This window comes from Acinetobacter chengduensis, assembly GCF_003664645.1.
In the GTDB taxonomy this organism is placed as follows: domain Bacteria; phylum Pseudomonadota; class Gammaproteobacteria; order Pseudomonadales; family Moraxellaceae; genus Acinetobacter; species Acinetobacter chengduensis.
Genome location: NZ_RCHC01000007.1, coordinates 1 through 20,301, shown reverse-complemented (window position 1 = coordinate 20,301; position 20,301 = coordinate 1). Strand labels below are relative to the sequence as shown.

Below are 20,301 nucleotides of genomic sequence, written 5' to 3'. Positions count from 1 at the left end.
CATAAAAAATAGGGAAATCGTATGCAACTGACATTAATTCGACATGGTGAAGCAGCGCCACCCGTAATGGGGAATGACACGCAACGTCCTTTAACTGAGCGAGGGCATGTGCAAGCACAGCAAACAGCGGAAGCGGTTAGTGGATTGATTCAGCCTGATGTATTTGTAGTGAGTCCATTGCTACGTGCACAACAGACTTTAGCGCATTTGCAACATTACTTTCCAAATGTACCAGTAGTGGTGTGTGATGCAATAAAACCCGATGACGATGCAAAAGTTGCAGTGGAATGGCTATCTTATTTACCTTATGATTCAATTACTGTGGTTTGTCACATGAATGTGGTTGCACATATTGCATCTATTTTAACTACAGAATCATTTCAACCATTTGCATTGGCTGAAGCACGAATTTATGATCAGGCTGTGATTGCGGCAGGTTTATCAACACAACAAAAAGCAATTGTACCAAACGCATAATAAATTAATTAAAACGGCAGTAAATAATCAATGTTGTATATATGGATGCCTGAAGCCAATGGGGTTTGGCAATGGTCTGAAGGGGAGTTTTGGCAACAAGCTTCTAGCCTTGAGCAGCTAATACAAGATATTCGCCAATATCATGGTAAGGACGCGACCGTGTTTTTTCCCAGTCGTGATATTCAGCTAATACAACAACAGTTTTCTAAGGCACAGTACAAAAAACTCGGTACTGATGGCGTGAAATATCTATTGGAAGAATATGTCATTTTGCCATTGGATTATATGAAAGTATTTCATCATTTTGAAAATCCAGAGCAGCTTTTTGTGATGGGGATTGCACAAAGTACAGCTGAAACGATTCAACACGCCTTAACATTAATACCCGTAAAAGTGCAGGCATTGTTGCCAGATTTTTTGGTACTTCCAGAGCCAGAACCAAATCAGCTGGTGATTGCCAATATTGCAGGGCATTTGCTGGTACGTGAAAATAAATATGCGGGACAATCTATTGATGATTTGTCTTTATATTTAGATTATCAAACGCTTGCTGAAGATAAAAAAGTCAAAGTAAGTCATTTAAATAATGCTCAATTGCAAAGCTTAAATGCTGTAGTGACGCAAGATCGCGTAGAGTCTTTTCAATATGTCATCCCAACGTTAAAAAAGTCCCAGACACATCCGTGGAATATTTTACCTAAAGCTAAAAATGCGTCGGGTGTTTCGGGCTATTGGAAAGCCTGTGTAGCAGTACTTTGTGTATTTATATTTGTACAAATTGGTTATGATGCCATTCGTTGGTATCAGAATAAAAAAGTTGCCGATTTAACCGCAGTACAGGCCGTAGATCAATTCAAGTCTTGGTTTGGTCAGAGTTATCCTGTTACAGAGCAAACACTCAAAAGCCAATTTGAAGCCCAGTTGCGCCTCAATCAAACAGGGAATACGCAAGCCTTACAATTGTTGAGTCGCGTAGGGCCGTTACTTATGCAACATCAAGTGGTGGCAAATCGAGTGAGCTATGAAGCCTCTGTATTAAATATGGAACTCAAAGCCAGCTCTGCACAAGTATTGCAACAATTAACAGAGCAATTGAATCAGCAAGGGTTTAAAGTTGAGTTAGGAAATATTCAACCTAAAGATAATGGTGCTGTTGGACAGGTGAAAATACAATAATGAAAGCACTTGAAAATATGCAAAATGGTTTAGACCGTCAAATGGAACGGATTTCTGACTATCTAGAGCATTTGTCGGTACGTGAGCGCGTAATGGTGGTTTTTACTACGATATTTGTGCTGGTATCTGCCGTGGGTGCATCGCTGTTTTACATGCATAAAGCTGCAGAGTTTCAACAAAATCGTTTAAATGGCTTAAAAGACACGATTGTTTGGATGCAAAGTAATGCAGTCACCATGAAAGCCTCAACAGAAAATGGCTTGTCGGTTGCAGATAAAGTGCAACGTGTTGCACAGCAACAAGGTTTGTCTGTAGCCTCACAAGCAATGGGTGAACAAATCAACATTGCAGTAAGCCATGAAAACTATCCAGTTTTAGCTAACTTTTTAACTCAGCTGGTTCAAATGGGCCTAAGTATTGAAAAAATGGAACTTAGCTCTGACGGTGGGCAGATTAAATTAACAGCGGCTGTTCGATAATCGGTAAAAATAAAGAACTGCTAAGCATGGTGTTTTTGTGAGGCTATGCCTATAATATGCCGACTTAGCAAGCAGTGACTTTTTCAGATATGTTGTATTCTCTTGCCCGCCCTTTGTTGTTTTCACTAGCACCAGAGCGTGCACATGAGCTGACACTATCGATGTTGAAATCTTCCCATAAAATGGGCCTGATGCATCAATCTGTAGCGTCTAAACCTGTGACCTGCATGGGAATTGAATTTCCAAACCCTGTCGGTCTAGCGGCAGGCTTAGATAAAAACGGTACGTATATTGATGCATTGGCGAGCCAAGGTTTTGGTTTTATCGAAATTGGCACTATTACACCATTGCCACAAGCTGGGAATCCTGAGCCACGCTTATTCAGATTGCCAAAAGCCAAAGCAATTATTAACCGTATGGGTTTTAATAATGATGGTGTGGATCAGCTCATTGAAAATGTTAAAGCCTCTAAATTTAAAGGTGTGCTTGGCATTAATATTGGCAAGAATGCAGTCACTCCTGTAGAAAAAGCAGTTGATGATTATTTAATTTGCCTCGAAAAAGTTTATAACTACGCCTCTTATATTACGGTCAATATTTCCTCTCCAAACACAAAAAACCTTCGTAGCCTGCAAAGTGGCGACGCCTTAACGGAGTTACTTGAAACACTCAAGAAACGCCAATTAGAACTCGCAGACGAATATCAACATTATGTACCTTTAGTACTTAAAGTTGCGCCAGACTTAACAGACGAAGATATTCAATTTATTGCAAAGCAATTACTTGAAATTAAAATTGATGGTTTAATTGTGACGAATACAACTTTATCTCGTGAAGGTGTTGAAGGTTTACAACACGGTGATGAAGCTGGTGGTTTGTCAGGCGCACCTGTTTTTGAAAAGAGTACAGCCTGCTTGGTAGCCTTTGCAAAGGTATTAAAAGGTCAAATACCGCTGATTGGTGTGGGTGGTATTTTATCGGGTGAAGATGCTCTGGCGAAAAAAAATGCAGGCGCAACCCTTGTACAAGTTTATAGTGGCCTCATTTATACAGGACCTAAGCTCGTAAAAGATTGTGTAGACGCACTTTAGCCTATGACCACCATTGATATCTTTATTCTGATTGTATTGCTCATTGGAGGGCTAAACGGTTTGCGTCAAGGATTAATTAAAGCCTTTGCGAACTTGGTAGGATGGATTTTTGCACTAATAGTTGCCGCAAAATATGCGTCCGTCTTAGCACCTTCGATGATCTCACTCAGTACAGATCCAGTGGTTCAAAAAATTGCGGCCTTTGCATTTATTGTATTGATTATCGTGGTTTTGACTTGGGTTGCAACTTATATACTGAATAGCGTTTTAAAGCGCCTTAAACTTGGACCGCTCAACCGTTTGGCTGGTGGTGTGTTTGGGGGCTTAAAAGGGCTGTTGGTGGTATTAATCACTATTCAGGGTGTAGGCCCATGGGTTGAAAGCTCGCCGCATTGGAAACAATCGAAATTTATTCAGGTTTTGATGCCGTATGCACCGTGGGCAACACAATTGTCCAAAGACGCAGCAAATCAAGCCATGCATCATATTAATTCTGAAGATGGCGTCAAACCGTCGTCTACAGAGCATGCCCCAGAAGCAACTCAAAAGAGTGGACGTGCTTCGGGTAAATCAACGAATAATCCTTTTTATTAATCCTAGCGGGTCTGCGAGGTTGCTATGTGTGGAGTTGTTGGTATAGCGGGTAAATCACCAGTTAACCAAATGTTGTTTGATGCATTAACGATGTTACAGCATCGTGGACAGGATGCAGCTGGGATCGTAACTTGCCATCAGGGCCGTTTATTCCTTCGTAAAGACACAGGTATGGTGCGTGATGTTTTTCACACGCGTCACATGCGTGCTTTACAAGGTAACTATGGTATTGGTCATGTGCGTTACCCAACAGCAGGTTCTTCGAGCAGTGCAGAAGCACAACCGTTCTATGTAAACTCACCTTATGGGATTACATTGGCACATAACGGTAACCTGACCAATGCTGAAGAAATTCATGATGATTTGTTTAGCACTGATCTACGTCACATGAATACGGATTCTGACTCAGAAGTACTCCTCAACGTATTTGCACATGAATTGCAAAAGCGTGCCAAACTTTCACCTTCAGCAGATGATATTTTCCATGTTGTATCGCGTGTGCATGAGCGTTGCAAAGGTGGTTATGCTGTTGTAGCCATGATTACAGGCCAAGGCTTAGTTGGCTTCCGTGATCCAAATGGTATTCGTCCTTTGATTTATGGCTCACGTGAGACTGAACAAGGTGTTGAATATATTATTGCTTCTGAATCTGTGGCAATTACTGCGTTAGGCTTTAAAGTTGAACGTGATATTGCACCAGGTGAAGCGATTTACATCACTGCTGATGGTGTTATGTCGATTAAGCAATGTGCTACGGACCCAGAATATCGTCCTTGTATTTTTGAATATGTTTATTTTGCCCGCCCAGATGCAACCATTGATGGGATTTCGGTATATAAAGCACGTTTAAAAATGGGTGAGAAACTTGCGCAAAAAATCTTGCGTGAATGGGGGGAAGAGCACGATATTGATGTTGTGATTCCAATTCCAGATACTTCACGTACTTCTGCACTTGAGCTTGCTAATGTATTGGGCGTGAAATTCCGTGAAGGCTTTATGAAGAACCGTTATATTGGTCGTACCTTCATTATGCCGGGTCAGCAATTGCGTAAAAAATCAGTACGTCAAAAGCTTAACCCTGTAGAGCTTGAGTTCCAAGATAAAAATGTTCTGTTGGTGGATGACTCGATTGTACGTGGTACAACGTGTAATGAGATCATTCAAATGGCACGTGATGCGGGTGCGAAAAAAGTGTTCTTTGCTTCGGCAGCACCGATGGTGAAATATCCAAACGTGTACGGTATTGATATGCCAGCAAAATCTGAGCTGATTGCATCTGAGCGTAGCGTTGAAGAAATTCGTGAAATTATCGAAGCTGACCGCTTAATTTTCCAAGATTTGGAAGATTTAAAAGCAGCTGTACGCACAACTAAAGTGCCAGAATTACAAGAGTTTGATTGCTCTGTATTTGATGGTGTCTATGTTGCTGGTGGTATTAATGCAGAATACTTAGAGGCTTTAGAGAAGAAGCGTAATGACTCTGCTAAGGCTGATAGCAAAGATGCATATATCGATGTAAATATCGATGCAGCATCTGTTGATTTGACGGGTGTTCGTGAAGAATAATGGTTTGTAAAGCCTAAGAAAAAAGCGGGAATTTCCCGCTTTTTTCATTTATGATGAGCACAGAAAAGGCAATGTAGTGATAGGAACTTGCATTGAGAAAAGTGGGCTATGCATTTATAAAAAATAAAAATATGTTTTGGCCAGCAACATTTTGCTTGGTTGCTGTATTACTGACGGTGATTATCATTAATACCATTGTCGGTCTTTTAATGTTTTATCTCGATTATAGACAGACTATTTACTGGCATGCTTTAAGCCCTTATTTGATTACACTGGTGGTGACCATTATGGTGCTGTCGGTGATTTATGAGTTCTATATCTTTAGAATGGGGGGCTATTCACTGGCCAAACAATTGGGTGCACGTCGCTTAAGTTTGGTGGAAAGTGTGCCTGAGGAAAGTGTCGCGCTAAAAATTACCGAACAACTGGCTGATATTTTTCTTATTGATACACCTGCTTTATATGTATTGCCTAGTGAAGAAGGGGTGAATGCTCTCACTGCGGGTTTCTACCCTAAAGATACTGCAATTATTTTAACGTGGGGAGCACTGCAAAATTTAGATGAAGTTGAATTGTATGGTTTACTCAGTCATGAGTTTAATAAAATTTTGTCTGGCGAAGCAGCAGAAAACACCCGCTTAAAAATTTTGTATAGCAGTTTGACCACCTTTAGTCAGTGGGGCAGTAAATTAGCCAAGCGTGGTTTTTATCGTAATGGTTATATTCATGAAAATAAATTTGAAACTTTGTTTGTGTCTTTGGGGGCTATTATTTGGTTAATTGGCAGTTTGGGAGTGCTCGTTACGCGTTTAATTAAGTTTATGACTTTAGGTGGGCGCACATATAAAAATGACCAAAAAACCAAGCGCTTAATTCAAAACGATGCCAACATTCAAACCTTAATGCGTATTTATGTGCATCATTCGGGTTCACAGATTCATAGTGAATATGCTGAATCTATTTCACACATGTGTTTTGCAAATGCATTAAGCCCACAAAACTGGATGAATATTCATCCGAGTATTGATCAGCGAATTTTTGAACTCAATCCAGGGATTATTCATGAATTGCAGTTGGAAAACCTGAAAAAACTGAAAAATCAGCCTCTTTTTAATTTATTTCGTTCATTAGAAGAATATATGGTGGATATTTCCACTCCTTGGAGTTCACCGCAACCTTTACCCTTATTAAGACTTTCACCCATTAGTTTTGCTATTAAAGATGCGATTAAACCTTTAAATCCAGACATTCGAGATAACTGGAAGCGCCCAGAATTGATTGATCGTGCTTTACAAACCTCGACGGGTTCGCGTGAGGTGATGGTGGCAATCTTGATGATTCGTCAGTATCGAGAATTTATTCCAGCAGAAGCAGAGGTGAGTCGTGCCATTGTGGATGCATTACTCAACTTGGATGGTCGAGTTCATATCGCTATATTCCATGAAGCTTGTAAAAATATTGGGGGCATGCCCGCAACGGTATCACGTCAATTTTTAATGAAATTGGCGCGTATTATTCAAGAAGATGGTGAAATTGGATTGCTTGATGCATTGCTCATAGAGCGTGTGAAATTTGAGTTAAATCTGATGCCAGTACATACGCCTACTGCACTGGAAGAGGTGAAGCCGAGTATTGTGCGTTTGATTGATGCGCTATTGCATGTACAGCAAATTAACAGCGATAGTCAGCTTGAGGTTCGTGAGAACATTTTAAATCGAATATTAAGTCCAACTGAGCTGGAGCTCTATAGCGAAATTTCAGATGAGCCTATCGATTTGGCAGAAATTTTAAATGACATTTCAGGTCTGCAATTGCGTGAACGCATTAGCATATTAGGGGTTGCAGAAGTTTGTTTGTGGAATGACCGAATTATTACCCAAGATGAATTAGACGTTTTGGCGCTGTTGTATTGGCGTTTGGGTTTTGAATCTGCTGAAGTCGTTGAGCTGATGCAGAAAAAAAATAGCTTGATGATTATTTAACAATAAAAAACTACAACTGGTGTGATTAGGCTTCAGCATCTTTGTTATGCTTAAGGAAGCTGTGTTGAAATGAGTGTTGAAGGACTTGGAATAAGAATCTTCTTTTATTTACATGCTTGAACAATCATTAGGCCGAATATTTTAAAAAGTTCAGCAAAGCGAGCTTATTCTCGTTAGAATATCCGACCTGAAATAGGTGATGATGAATAGATGATAGGGCATCAGCGTGACGTACTGGTTGCATTGGGAATAGATGTTTGGATTCCTAAGGCTGAAGTGTGTCAGCAATACCAGTCAACACTTTGGCGTGATCAAGCACCTGTAGAAATTCTTTCAGACAGTGTATCTGAAATCATCTTAGCCCATCCTATTGAACGCTCTTCGCTTACTACACCGCATAGTCCTGTATCCGTTCCTGCTTTTGAAGACGTTGTCGTTGCCACTGAGCCAGCTAAGCATGCGCCCGAAACAAACATAGACATTCGTCCGAGCTTAAATATTGATGCTTTTGTAGTGGAAGCATTAAATATGGCACATTGTGTGGTACTCACAGACGCTGCTAATTTAACTTCAGAACAGCAATTGCTTTGGTCTAACATTCAGCGAGCATTAGCTTCTGAATTTTTAATATTGCAATGGCCCTTTGCATGGCTTAAATTTCAAGATGGTCGTGGCGCAAGTTCATACGTGCAAGGCTTTATTGACGGTATGTGCGAAGGCCATAAAAGCATATTATGCTTGGGTAAAATTCCTTATTTGGAATCATCTGAGTGTATTGAGCTGGCATCATTACAAGAAATGTTAGATGAACCTAAATTAAAAAAACGCTTATGGCAATTTATGCAAACTAAGCCCAAGGACATAGAATCACGATGAAACAGAACGTTGTTGTATTTAGCCAAATTGATCAAGATATTCTTTCTAAACTAGAACAACAATTTAATGTGATTCAAATATCACCCAAATTAGGTGACATACAACAGCAAATCATAGATGCAACGCGAGATGCAGATGGCATGATTGGGGCAGGAAGACTCCTAAATGCTACAAATTTAAGCCAAGCAAAACAGTTAAAAATTATTTCAAGTGTGAGTGTGGGTTATGATAACTATGATTTGGCCTATTTAAATCAACAGAAAATTTGGTTGGCACATACCCCGCATGTTTTAACTGAAACCACAGCAGATTTAGCTTTTACATTATTGATGAGTGCTGCCCGTAAAGTAGCTTCTTTAGATGCTTGGACGAAGCAGGGTTTATGGCAACGTACGGTGTCGGATGCGCAATTTGGTGTTGATATTTACGGTAAAACACTGGGAATTATTGGCTTAGGGCATATTGGTGAAGCCATTGCACGTCGTGGCCATCATGGTTTTAATATGAACGTGTTGTACCATAATCGTCGGGAAAATCCATCACGTGCGAGTGCACTTAATGCCGAATATTGTGATTTAAATAGCTTATTAAAACGAGCAGACTTTGTGGTGGTTGCTGTGGATTTGAATGCTGACTCGAAAGCATTGATTGGCAAATCTGAGCTTGAGTTAATGCAATCACATGCTGTGCTGGTGAATATTGCACGTGGTTCAGTGGTGGATGAGCAAGCACTCATCTATGCCTTAAAGAATCGTCAAATATTTGCTGCTGGTTTGGATGTATATGCTAAAGAACCTTTGCAACAATCTGAGTTATTTAAACTGGATAATGTGGTGACTTTACCGCATGTGGGGTCGGCAACGGCTGCAACGCGTAAGCGTATGGCTGATTTAGCCTATCAAAATTTGCTGGATGCATTGGCAGGAAGGCAACCGGCTTATGTTGTAAACCCGTTATATCAATAATAATTTTATAACACTTACTCAGAAAAATAGTCTATTTTCAATGTTATAGTCTTTTGCTTTCTGGACTTTTGAGGGGTCAATTTTGAAACGTTTTTTGTTGGCGTGCGGTTTAATGACCCTTCCATGGGCGGTACAAGCACATACTGTTGACTTTAATACTGCACCAGTGATGTCAGTTCCAGATATTGGTGGTGGTATTGGCTTACTGGATCAACAAAAAGAAACTGAAGTTGGCGAAAAAGTTTATCGTGAAGTGAATAAGCAAATGCCAGTCATGCATAACCCTTGGCTGGAAGATCGTTTATTAAGTACGTTTACCCATTTACTGAGTCAGACTAAACTCAATCAGCCGATTGGTTTACTGGTTATTAATGACCCCCAAATTAATGCTTTTGCAGTCCCTGGGGGCTTATTTGCCATGAATGCGGGTCTGATTAATTCCGCACGAAATATGGATGAGGTTGCTGGTGTTATGGCGCATGAAATTGCGCACGTTAGTCAGCGCCACTATAGCCGCTCGCAAGAAGCTTTTAAAGGGCAGGGTTTACTTACTTTAGCAGGTTTACTGGTGGGTGCTTTGGTTGCATCAAAAGCAGATAGCGATGTGGGTACAGCAGTTATGTTGGGTTCGCAAGCTGCAATTATGGATAAACAGCTCACTTACAGTCGTAACCAAGAGCGTGAAGCTGACCGTATTGGCATGCAATATATGTATGCGGCTGGATATAATCCGCAAAGCATGGCGGATTTTTTTGAAGTGATGAACCGCGCATCTTCACGGGTTAGTTTTTTACCTGATTTTTGGTTTACCCACCCTTTAACTTCTGAGCGAATGAGCGAGGCACGCCTTCGAGCAAATCAACTGCCTGTGGTTAAACCTAATTTGCTAGATGAAGAATTCGATATTCTTAAGTGGTACACACGGGTATTGTCTCATCAGGCCACAGAACAACAACTACAAACGGCGGTAAATCAAAATAAATTTGCGGGTCAGTTGGCTATGGCGGCTTATCAAATTCAGCAAGGAGATTATAAGCTTGCACAGCAGGCTTTAGATGGCGCCAAAAAGCAGAAAAAATCGCATGTATTAATGACCTTGCTACAAACAGATGTGTATTTAGGTCGGGATAAATTAGATGATGCACAGCGGACTATTCAGAGTGCCGCTGTGATCATGCCAGAAAACCGAGCTTTAAATTATAAATATGCAGAAGTATTAATCAGACAGAATAAAATCTCGGAAGCACAAGCAATCGTGATGCGTTTTTTACGTGCAAATACACGTGATTTGAATGGCTGGCGTTTAATGCAAAATGCTGCCAATGAGAATAATGATGATGTATATAAGGCTGTAAACGTTTTACGTTACCGTGCGGAAGTGGAGTTCTGGTCTGGCTATGAAGAAAATGCAATTAAGTCACTCATTCATGCACATCGCTTAGCCAGAGAAAATAAATCTTTAGCGGCAACGGTTAAAGTTCGTTTAAATGAAATGCAAAAAGCCAGAATGCTGAAAATATAATTCATCTTAATAAAAAATGAGGTCGATATGATCCGAGGTCAATGTTTATGTGGAGCTGTTCAGTATCAGGTTAATCAAACGATAGAGCTGAGTATTTTGTGCTTTTGTCAGGATTGTCGGCAGGCACAAGGTTCGATGTTTGCATGGAATAGCCCGATTCAAAAACACAGCTTTCAACTGCTCAAAGGTGCAGAATCTCTTAAAGAGTATTTTCATAGCAGTCATAAAGCACGCGTATTTTGTATGAACTGCGCGAGCCCAATTTATTCCTATCGTTTAGATTTACCTGATATTTTGCGTTTGAGGCTGGGCACAGTCACGCAAGGGGATTTACCTGCGCCAGTAGAGTTGGCATATACGGAAAATCAGCCCGATTACTTATGTATCGTATCTGAATAAATGAATGTGTTGTGCTTTGATGCTACAATATTTTGTTCATATTATTTTGATAAAGATTCTACTCGATGAAAAAAATTGTAGCTTTAGCATGTGTAGTGCTTGGTAGTTTTTCTGTAGTTCAAGCTGCCAGTGTTGAGCAATATGTCATGGCGGTAGAAAAAATTAATGAAAATTATAAAAAAGATACACGCAATTTTTTTGCAACTTTAGATCCAATGCAACGTGGTTTTAGTGCTACACAACAAGAAAAATTTTGTGGCATAGTAGCGCAATATGCTCAGGATTTATATGTAGCAGCTGATAAAAACCGTTCAGCTTTAGCTCCTAAGTATGCAACACTGACCAAGCAAGATGTCAATCAACAGGTATTAAACGCTAAAGAAATGCAGATGTTGAAGCAATATAATGTGCAGTGTACTTTGAATTAAACGTTTTGGTGTCTATGAACGGGGCTTGTTTATTTTAGACAGGGTGCATGCTAAAAATTGAAGATATTTAGAATTGTTTTATTGCAGAATATTAGAATAGAAATGTTTTAATATAAATTACTTATGAACTGGCTTTTAATTAAAAGACAGTTCAACAGTAAAGAAATAGAATCAGATCGGGGAATTACGCAAGTTTTGCTTTAATTTTTGCAGAAACTTGAGAAGGATCGGCGCGTCCGGCTATGAGCGGACGCAGAGAGTTCATCACCTTACCCATATCTTTCATGCTAGTAGCTTCTTGCGCAGCAATTGTTTGCGCAATAATGGAATCAAGTTCTTCCTCAGTCATAGCTTCTGGTAGAAATTGAGATAAAACCTCAAGTTCGGCTTGTTCCTTACTAGCTAAATCTTCTCGACCAGCACCACTAAAGGCTTTGATCGATTCTTTACGTTGTTTTATTTGCTTTTCAATGACCGCAAGAACTTGAGTATCGTCAAGCTCTTTGCGCTCATCGACTTCAATTTGCTTGATTGCTGCCTGTAGACTACGTATTACCGTTAACTTATCCATTTCTTTAGCACGCATTGTTGCTTTTAAAACTTCAGTTATTTGGTTTTTTAAAGTAGTCATTTATCTTGTCCAGGTTAGTCAATCAATCACAAATTAATCTTAGTAAAGGCGAGTCGTACGTACTGATTCACGCGCCAATTTCTTTTGGTAGCGTTTAACAGCAGCAGCTTTTTTACGTTTACGTTCTTGAGTAGGTTTTTCGTAGAATTCGCGTTTACGAACGTCAGCAAGAACACCTGCTTTTTCGCATGAACGTTTGAAACGACGGATAGCTACGTCTACTGGCTCGCCTTCTTTCAATTTAACTTGTGGCATGAAGAATCCTCATTAAGTTATGGATAAGATCTAGGCAGTATTGCCTTCGATCACAAGTGAAGGTCAGTATTTTACTCATTTACATCTCATACCACAAGTCTATAATAGGTTTCGCAATAGAATTGATACAGGTTATAGGCAGTTTAATGATCGTTTTAGGCTTAGAAACATCTTGTGATGAAACAGGACTCGCATTGTATGACAGCGAGTTGGGTTTACGTGGGCAAGTACTATATAGCCAAATTAAACTGCATGCAGAATACGGTGGTGTGGTGCCAGAACTGGCTTCGCGTGACCATGTGCGTAAGTTAATTCCACTTTTAACGCAGTTGCTTGCAGACAGCGATATTAAAAAATCTGAGATTGATGCCATCGCATATACCCGCGGTCCGGGTTTAATGGGTGCATTAATGACAGGTGCGCTATTTGGTCGTACTTTAGCCTTTGCTTTAAATAAACCTGCTATTGGTGTGCATCACATGGAAGGCCACATGTTGGCACCATTGTTGTCAGATACGCCTCCAGAGTTTCCATTTGTTGCGTTATTGGTATCGGGTGGACATTCACAGTTGATGGCTGCTTACGGTATTGGTCAATATGAATTGCTTGGCGAATCTATTGATGATGCGGCAGGTGAAGCTTTTGACAAGGTCGCTAAAATGATGGGCTTGCCATATCCAGGTGGCCCAAATATTTCTAGACTTGCAGAACAAGGTGACCCAAATGCTTTTGCATTTCCACGTCCAATGTTGCACCAAGGTTTAGAATTTTCATTTAGTGGCTTAAAAACAGCTGTATCTGTGCAAATGAAAAAGTTAGGCGATGAAAATCGTGATGCTGATATTGCCGCAAGCTTCCAAGAAGCAATTGTAGATACCTTGGTGAAGAAGTCAGTGAAAGCATTAAAGCAAACTGGCTTAAAGCGTTTGGTCATTGCGGGTGGTGTGAGTGCTAATAAACGCTTGCGCGAACGCCTAGAAGCCGATTTAGCTAAAATTCGTGCATCGGTTTATTATGCAGAACCTGCACTATGTACAGATAATGGTGCAATGATTGCCTTTGCGGGTTATCAGCGTTTAAAAGCAGGTCAACATGATGGCTTAGCCGTGACCACTACACCACGTTGGCCTATGACCGAGTTAACTAATCCTGCTGAACTTTAATTTGTTGTTCAAGAAAAAGAGGCCAAGTGCCTCTTTTTTTGCGCTTAAAATAACAAAACACACCTATTTTTCGCTCTAAGTATAGATAAGATGAAGAAATAGGTCGCGTATTAGCTTTAAAAAATAAATATAACAATGCATGTCCAAAACATTGGAAATGCCTACAAATAACGAAAAGTAGAGGGCATAAAATGATTAATCAGCATAATCCTGCATGGTCTTTGGCGATCCCAATTCTGAGCTTAATAATACTCGGCTTATATAAGTTGATGCCAAACTTTCCACTGATTCTTTTATTACTGAGTATTGGCTTAATTGCTAGTGTTGTGACTGCTGTACATCATGCTGAAGTGATTGCTCATAAAGTGGGTGAGCCTTTTGGTACATTGGTGTTAGCTCTATCTGTCACTATTATTGAAGTCGCTCTGATTGTCTCTATGATGTTGTCAGGTGGTGACGATGTAATGGGATTGCCTCGAGATACCATATTTGCTGCCGTGATGATTATTTTGAACGCGATTATTGGTTTGAGTTTATTGGTGGGTGGGCGTAAGCATTTTGTGCAGGGCTTTAACTTAGAGGGAGCAACAGCGGCTTTGGGCACCATGACGGTGATTATTGTCTTTTCGATGATTCTGCCGAACTTTGTGAGTAGCTCAAATGTGGTCGGAGTATATTCCGCACAGCAATTGGTGTTTATCGCCATCATTACATTGGCAATGTTTGTTGCATTTACGCTGTTTCAAACCATTGGGCACCGTGAGTATTTTTTGCCAGTGGAAGTAGATGAATTGCATCCTGAAGAGGTTGCCGATGTACCCAGCACTAAAACCCTGATGGTGAGTTTGGTTGCGTTGTTGGTTTCTTTGGTTGCAGTGGTTTTAAGCGCAAAAGGAATTTCGCCATCTTTAGAAGCGCTTTTGGGGCGTGCGGGTGCACCTGTGGCCACTTTGGGTATTTTTATTGCGGCTATTGTATTGTTACCTGAATTTGGTGCAGCAATGCGTGCAGCAAAGGCCAATCGCCTACAATCGAGTTTGAATCTTGCGATCGGTTCTGCAATTGCCAGTATTGGTTTAACCATTCCGGTGGTAGCGGTTTTAGCCATAATCTTGGATTGGCCGTTGGAATTGGGTTTAGATGCAAAATCTACAGTTTTACTAATCCTGAGCTTATTTATTGTGGCTAATACGCTCAGAACAGGAAACACCACAATGCTACCTGGGTTTGTACATTTGGCTATTTTTGCAACTTATTTATTTTTTAGTTTTGTACCTTAAATCGCTACTTGCAAGTTGAAAGGATGATATTGAATAAGTATGAGAATTGGCACCACGCTCGGAAGACTGAGTTCATTTGAGCGGTTTTTACGCTTATTTTGTAGATAATTTAATTGTTAATATTCAAAAAAGCTTCATCACACTGTCATGAATTCTACATTTACGATGCTTAGTCTTTGCACGTCATTTATTGAACGTAGAATAACAAATGAAACAAACACGCTTGAGTTTAGCAATGTGTGGTGCACTTATTTTAACAGCATGTGGTGGGGATAAAGACGAGGGTGTGTCTAATAAAATTATCCAATCTGAGCAAACACTGACTTTTGGTAGTACGGCTTGTTGGTTGGGTGGCACAGAAAAAAGTAGCGGTGTAGATAAGAATAATAATGGGGTGCTCGATGAAAATGAGGTGGAAAAAACTGAAACATCGTGTTTGAGTAAAAATGTCTTTGAAAGTGGTATGCGCCTCGACTATGAAGTCATGGATAATTTAAAAGGCATTGCTGATGGTGCTAAAGCGGGCAATACCATAGAGGTGCGACGCGGTGGCTTCGGTTCGGATATGGTGGCTCACCCAAGTAATAAAAATCAATTTTATGCGTTGACTGACCGCGGGCCAAATGCCGACTATAACTTGAATAAAGACAGTGGGAAAATGTTCCCAGACCCAAGTTATGTACCACGTATTGGGTTATTTGAAGTACAAGGCAATGGTAAAGTTACCAAGCTCAAAGAAATTTTATTAAAAGACCGCAATGGTAGCCATATTTCAGGCTTACCAAATGCAAATTTTGGCGCAACGAAAGAAGCTGCTTACGATATCTATGGCAAATTATTAGCCAAACAAACAGATGAATATGGCTTAGATCCTGAAGGTTTAGTGGCGCTTAAAGATGGAACTTTTTGGGTTAGTGATGAATATGGCCCACATATTATTCACTATAGCGCAGATGGAGTAGAGCTAGATCGAATTAATGCTTTTGAGCAAGATACGCGTCGTATAGGTGGTTATTTATTGCCTGCAGAATTTGGCAATCGTCGACCTAACCGTGGTATGGAAGGCTTAACCATTACCCCAGATGGTAAAACCTTAGTTGGGATCATGCAATCTACAATGGATAACCCAAGTACTGCTGTAAATAAGTCTGATTTAACACGTATAGTGACCATTGATTTGGCAACGAAAAAAGTCAAACAGTATCTTTACAAACAAGAAGGCGGCGCATTGGCTTACTCAAACTCTGCGATTACGGCTTTAAGTAATACCTCATTTTTAGTATTAGAGCGTGATGGTGATTTTTATAAAGACAATGCTCAGGCATTTAAGCGTGTTTATAAAATTGATTTACGCAGTGCAACTGATTTAGAAAGTGTGACTGAAACTGCTCAGTTAAAGCAGGATGCTAAAATCGGGCTAAGTATTGATGGCCTAAGCTTAGAGCAATATGTATTGGCCAAAGGTTGGGATGGGTTAAAAGGCTTAGGTATATTGCCAACCAGTAAAACACTGGTCCTTGATATGATTGAGAAAGTAAAGTTTCCTCATGACAAAATGGAAGGTTTATGGCTTATTGATCAGCAACGTTTAGGTTTAATTAATGATGATGATTTTGCACTGTGGGTCACAAATGGCGTACTGGAGCAAAAATACTTAGACAAAAATAAAAACATCATTGATGGTAATACCTTGTATATCATTGATGGATTAGACTTAAAACCTGTTCCATAAGTGTTTGATCAATAATGCTTGAACAGAACGTATCATGAATGAAACTTCTTTTTTGGGTACGAAGCGTTACTTCAAAAGGTGATGAGGGAGGCTTGAAACCTAAAAAGCAACTTTAGGTTGAGTAGCAGTATTTTTGTGAAAGAATTTAAATAAAGCCATCATAAATTGATGGCTTTATTCTTTAGATTCGCTTTTGGGCGTAATTTATAGTGCTTTGAGTTGCTGAGAGCCAATCCAATGTTTCGAGAATTGGTAAGCCGAACGCCCAGAGCGCTGCCCACGGCTTTGGCACCAACGTAAAGATTCAGCACGTGCAAGATCCGTCATAGGCATATTGGCTTTTGCTAAATAGTGCTCAACAATATCTAAATATAGATTTTGATCCATCGGATAAAAAGACAACCACATGCCAAAACGGTCTGACAACGAGATTTTTTCTTCCACAGCTTCTTGGGGGTGCAATTCATGATGTTGTGGTACATCTGCTTTCATAACAGGTGTATTTTCATGCATGAACTCAGGTAATAAATGACGGCGGTTACTGGTGGCATAAATAATAAAATTGTTTGAACCAGACTGCAGCGAACCATCTAACACACTTTTTAAACTACGGTAGTTTTCATCTTCAGCGTTAAAGGCTAAATCGTCACAATACACAATAAATTTTTCTGGACGACCTTCAATGATTTTTTGAATTTCGGGGAGTTCAGATAAATCATCACGTTCAATTTCAATTAAACGTAAACCGTCAGCTTCATAGGCGGTTAAAAGCGCACGTACAATAGACGATTTTCCTGTACCACGTGAGCCTGTAAGCAATACATCATTGGCAGGCAGGCCATTTAAAAACTGTAGAGTATTTTGAATGACTTTTTCTTTTTGACGTTCAATGCCTTTTAAGTCATCTAAATAAATTTTCTTTGCTTGCTGAATGGGCTTGAGCTGATGGTTTTGCCATTTATAGGCCACTGTAGAAAAGTCAGGGACTTGTTTAAGCTCAGGTAAGCTTTGTTGCAGTTGTAAAAGAACTGTAGATAGAGATGCTAAGATATTGTCAGGTAAATCAAGAGTTGCCATGAAGATTCAACTTGTTAATCAACGAAGAATAGAAATTGTTATAGTTTAACAATGTATAGGATTTCGACCAGAAATGCCAAACAAAGCAAAACTTTGACCATTGAAATCGCGTGAAAAGTTTGTAACAGTGAACAGTGGGTGAACGCCCATCTAGAAAAATTTAAATGATGAGGGTGCGATATGCTGTTTAAAGACTTTACCAGTGAGATTAATCCGCATCAGGCATACCGTATTAAGAAATTAAAACGCCAGCTGGAAATGGCTGAAACCTATGAAATATGGAAAAGTATAGCGCTAAAAATAGATGAAGAGTCGGGCGCACAGGAATGGAAACTAGATAATTGCTCACCTTATTTTGACGCAGAGATTATTAGCCATCGTTTGGCGATGTTAAGACGTTATCGACAGCAAAAACGCACGCAAGACTTAATGTATATTTTACGTGAAGGTCTCAGTTATGACATTGCCAATATAGCGCACCCACTATTATTTACCGTGGCGTATGTTGGCACTAAAAAAATTATTGAAGACTATATTGAGGAAGTAAGCCAAAGCTTAGCCTTTATTGCTTCAGATGCGTGTGGCTGTTTAACTAAGGCAGAGAAGTTAGCATTTTTTAATCATTGTCGGATTGCATACGGTCAACCAGCTATGATGTTTTCAGGTGGGGCAACACTAGGGTTATTTCATACTGGCGTATGTAAGGCATTGATGGAACAGGATTTGATGCCTAAAGTGCTGTCTGGTTCAAGTGCTGGCGCAATAATGACGGCGATGTTGGGTGTATCGAAACCAGCAGAGTTTACTGAAATTCTCAAAGGTCAAAATTTTTATAGTGAAGCTTTTCACTTTCGTAAAATTTCAGATTTGCTGAAGGGCAATGGTGGTTTGGCGGATGTGAAATATCTCAAAAATTTCTTAATTGAAAACTTAGGGAATTTAACTTTTGCGGAAGCCAAAGAACGTTCAGGTTTAGATATTAATATTGCGGTGGCACCTTATGATGCTTCGCAAGATGCGCGTATTATGAATGCCTATACTTCACCAGATCTGTTGGTATGGAGTGCTGTGTTGGCCTCGTGTGCTGTGCCTGTTTTATTCCCACCAGTACGTTTGACCAGTAAGCGCTACGACGGTGAATATACGCCGTATATGGCCTCTACACGTTGGGTGGATGGCAGTGTACGCAGTGACTTTCCACAAGAGAAAATGGCCCGTTTATATAATATTAACTACAGTATCGCCAGTCAGGTTAATCCACATATTGTGCCTTTTATGCAAGATGATATTTCACGCTTTCGTAAGGACATTATCAGCTGGCCAGAACGTATTGTACGCCGTCAAGGGAAGGTAATTGCAAAAGGGGTGATGGACTTTGCCCGTGAGCGCGTGGGCAAAGTACCGCCAGTACGACGTTTACTTGATCATGGTTATGGTGTAGTCGATCAGCGCTATTATGGTGATGTGAACATTGTGGGTAAATACGGCTTGCGTCACTATAGCTACATGCTACAAAATCCGCGTCCATATTTATTTAAAACTTTGCAACACGAAGGCGAGCGTGCGACTTGGCCTAAAATTTCTTTAATTGAAACACATGCACGGGTGGGTAAAACCATTCAGCATTGCTTGGAACTTTTGAATTATCAACAAGCCGTCACAGATGAGACTCAGCCAGCAACTTTTGAACATATCCAATAACCTAGCGCTGGAGCAATATCACTTTGAATCTAAAGCGAAGCCCCGTAGCTTGTCTTATGGACGTCATCTGTACCGCTTAAATACACCAGATATTGCTCAAAATGAAGATGTGTATTGGTTAAAAGCACAACAACAAACAGGGGCAGTATTTGCCCAGCAAGGCTTTGAGCAAGAGTTAAAGTGTTATCAGTCTTTGCACCAACAGCAGGCCGATTTTATTTTGCCTGTACAGATCTTATCTGATGTTTGTATTCCTCAGACGGATATACATTTTGAAACTGCGCTGATTTTGCCAGAAGCCAGTGAATTCTTTGCTGTAGATCCTCATTCATTACATCCAGAGCAAGTGAAACATCAATTGTGGCAGGCTATTACGGTCATGGAACAACTGAATCAATGTGGTTGGATTCATGGTGACTTAAAATCTACACATTTTATGCAATATCAGCAGCGTGTATGCTTAATTGATTTTGAGCAGGCACAGCCTTTACAGCAACACGGTCAAATATTAAATGCCACGCCACGCTATATGGCACCCGAATTATTTCATGCACAAGCCAAAAGTATTCAAAGTGATATTTATGCACTGGGCATTATTTTTTATGAATGGCTGACATGCCAGCGTTTAGTAGCAACTGACTATGAAGATTGGGCATATTTACACTGCCAACGCTTAAAAATTGAGTTGCCCTTGAATTTTGTAAGATTTTTACCGCTACTTAAAGGGATGTTGGCGAAACAAAAAGAGCAAAGAATGCATGATTTTTCACAATTAAAAATGTGCTTAATGACTGAGATTGAATAATAAAAGCACATAATGCTGATTTTTGTTTTTTATTTAAGCAAATGAGAGGCTTTTTTATAAAAAGTTCTTGTCATAAAAAGATGATCGCTATAGTATACAAAC

General features: G+C 40.0%; 20 protein-coding genes. 17 read left to right on the top strand and 3 right to left on the bottom strand.

Features of this window, described 5'->3' with window-relative positions:
* Positions 1-21 precede the first annotated feature (21 nt).
* The 12 genes from D9K81_RS07720 to D9K81_RS07665 all read left to right on the top strand — a co-directional run bounded on the left by D9K81_RS07720 (position 22) and on the right by D9K81_RS07665 (position 11,555).
* Positions 22-477, top strand: a complete 456-nt coding sequence (locus D9K81_RS07720) for a phosphoglycerate mutase family protein (RefSeq protein WP_120375509.1) — start codon at positions 22-24, stop codon at positions 475-477.
* Between the two features lie 30 nt (positions 478-507).
* A complete protein-coding gene (gene gspL / locus D9K81_RS07715; RefSeq protein ID WP_120375508.1) occupies positions 508-1,653 on the top strand; it encodes a type II secretion system protein GspL in 1,146 nt (381 codons plus the stop codon).
* On the top strand, positions 1,653-2,132 hold the full coding sequence (gene gspM / locus D9K81_RS07710) for a type II secretion system protein GspM (protein WP_120375507.1): 480 nt from the start codon (positions 1,653-1,655) through the stop codon (positions 2,130-2,132). Before gspL ends, gspM begins: the two co-directional genes overlap by 1 nt.
* Before the next feature lie 89 nt (positions 2,133-2,221).
* The gene (locus tag D9K81_RS07705) at positions 2,222-3,223 is read left to right on the top strand and encodes a quinone-dependent dihydroorotate dehydrogenase (RefSeq protein ID WP_120375506.1); all 1,002 of its coding nucleotides are present in this window, start codon (positions 2,222-2,224) and stop codon (positions 3,221-3,223) included.
* A 3-nt stretch (positions 3,224-3,226) separates the two neighbouring features.
* Positions 3,227-3,817, top strand: coding sequence for a CvpA family protein (locus tag D9K81_RS07700; protein ID WP_120375505.1), 591 nt, complete (start codon positions 3,227-3,229; stop codon positions 3,815-3,817).
* Between the two features lie 24 nt (positions 3,818-3,841).
* Positions 3,842-5,383, top strand: coding sequence for an amidophosphoribosyltransferase (gene purF / locus D9K81_RS07695; protein WP_120375504.1), 1,542 nt, complete (start codon positions 3,842-3,844; stop codon positions 5,381-5,383).
* A gap of 92 nt (positions 5,384-5,475) precedes the next feature.
* On the top strand, positions 5,476-7,365 hold the full coding sequence (locus tag D9K81_RS07690) for a M48 family metalloprotease (RefSeq protein WP_198488219.1): 1,890 nt from the start codon (positions 5,476-5,478) through the stop codon (positions 7,363-7,365).
* 210 nt (positions 7,366-7,575) lie between these two features.
* Positions 7,576-8,241, top strand: a complete 666-nt coding sequence (locus D9K81_RS07685) for a hypothetical protein (RefSeq protein ID WP_120375503.1) — start codon at positions 7,576-7,578, stop codon at positions 8,239-8,241.
* The gene (locus tag D9K81_RS07680) at positions 8,238-9,206 is read left to right on the top strand and encodes a 2-hydroxyacid dehydrogenase (RefSeq protein ID WP_120375502.1); all 969 of its coding nucleotides are present in this window, start codon (positions 8,238-8,240) and stop codon (positions 9,204-9,206) included. Before D9K81_RS07685 ends, D9K81_RS07680 begins: the two co-directional genes overlap by 4 nt.
* A gap of 82 nt (positions 9,207-9,288) precedes the next feature.
* On the top strand, positions 9,289-10,728 hold the full coding sequence (locus tag D9K81_RS07675) for a M48 family metalloprotease (protein WP_407923623.1): 1,440 nt from the start codon (positions 9,289-9,291) through the stop codon (positions 10,726-10,728).
* 27 nt (positions 10,729-10,755) lie between these two features.
* The gene (locus tag D9K81_RS07670) at positions 10,756-11,127 is read left to right on the top strand and encodes a GFA family protein (RefSeq protein ID WP_120375500.1); all 372 of its coding nucleotides are present in this window, start codon (positions 10,756-10,758) and stop codon (positions 11,125-11,127) included.
* A gap of 65 nt (positions 11,128-11,192) precedes the next feature.
* Positions 11,193-11,555, top strand: coding sequence for a hypothetical protein (locus D9K81_RS07665; RefSeq protein WP_120375499.1), 363 nt, complete (start codon positions 11,193-11,195; stop codon positions 11,553-11,555).
* Between the two features lie 184 nt (positions 11,556-11,739).
* Here the strand turns inward: D9K81_RS07665 and D9K81_RS07660 are convergent, their stop codons facing one another.
* Both D9K81_RS07660 and rpsU read right to left on the bottom strand, forming a co-directional pair.
* Positions 11,740-12,186 (bottom strand): GatB/YqeY domain-containing protein, encoded by a 447-nt coding sequence (locus tag D9K81_RS07660; RefSeq protein WP_106986031.1) that lies wholly within the window; start codon positions 12,184-12,186, stop codon positions 11,740-11,742.
* 39 nt (positions 12,187-12,225) lie between these two features.
* Positions 12,226-12,441: a 30S ribosomal protein S21 gene (gene rpsU, locus D9K81_RS07655; RefSeq protein ID WP_001136722.1), complete on the bottom strand. Its 216-nt coding sequence runs from the start codon at positions 12,439-12,441 to the stop codon at positions 12,226-12,228.
* A 146-nt stretch (positions 12,442-12,587) separates the two neighbouring features.
* On the opposite strand from rpsU, the gene tsaD reads away from it, so the two are divergent.
* From tsaD to D9K81_RS07640, 3 genes are all read left to right on the top strand, one after another.
* Positions 12,588-13,604, top strand: coding sequence for a tRNA (adenosine(37)-N6)-threonylcarbamoyltransferase complex transferase subunit TsaD (gene tsaD / locus D9K81_RS07650; RefSeq protein ID WP_120375498.1), 1,017 nt, complete (start codon positions 12,588-12,590; stop codon positions 13,602-13,604).
* 191 nt (positions 13,605-13,795) lie between these two features.
* Entirely contained in the window at positions 13,796-14,884 is a 1,089-nt protein-coding gene (locus D9K81_RS07645) for a calcium:proton antiporter (RefSeq protein WP_120375497.1), read from the top strand.
* A gap of 208 nt (positions 14,885-15,092) precedes the next feature.
* Positions 15,093-16,616, top strand: coding sequence for an esterase-like activity of phytase family protein (locus D9K81_RS07640; RefSeq protein WP_120375496.1), 1,524 nt, complete (start codon positions 15,093-15,095; stop codon positions 16,614-16,616).
* Between the two features lie 204 nt (positions 16,617-16,820).
* Here D9K81_RS07640 and D9K81_RS07635 read toward each other — a convergent pair whose 3' ends face one another.
* Positions 16,821-17,693: an ATP-binding protein gene (locus D9K81_RS07635; protein WP_120375495.1), complete on the bottom strand. Its 873-nt coding sequence runs from the start codon at positions 17,691-17,693 to the stop codon at positions 16,821-16,823.
* 180 nt (positions 17,694-17,873) lie between these two features.
* On the opposite strand from D9K81_RS07635, the gene D9K81_RS07630 reads away from it, so the two are divergent.
* Both D9K81_RS07630 and D9K81_RS07625 read left to right on the top strand, forming a co-directional pair.
* Positions 17,874-19,394, top strand: a complete 1,521-nt coding sequence (locus tag D9K81_RS07630; protein WP_120375494.1) for a DUF3336 domain-containing protein — start codon at positions 17,874-17,876, stop codon at positions 19,392-19,394.
* Positions 19,357-20,199: a protein kinase domain-containing protein gene (locus D9K81_RS07625; protein ID WP_120375493.1), complete on the top strand. Its 843-nt coding sequence runs from the start codon at positions 19,357-19,359 to the stop codon at positions 20,197-20,199. Before D9K81_RS07630 ends, D9K81_RS07625 begins: the two co-directional genes overlap by 38 nt.
* Positions 20,200-20,301: the final 102 nt, after the last annotated feature.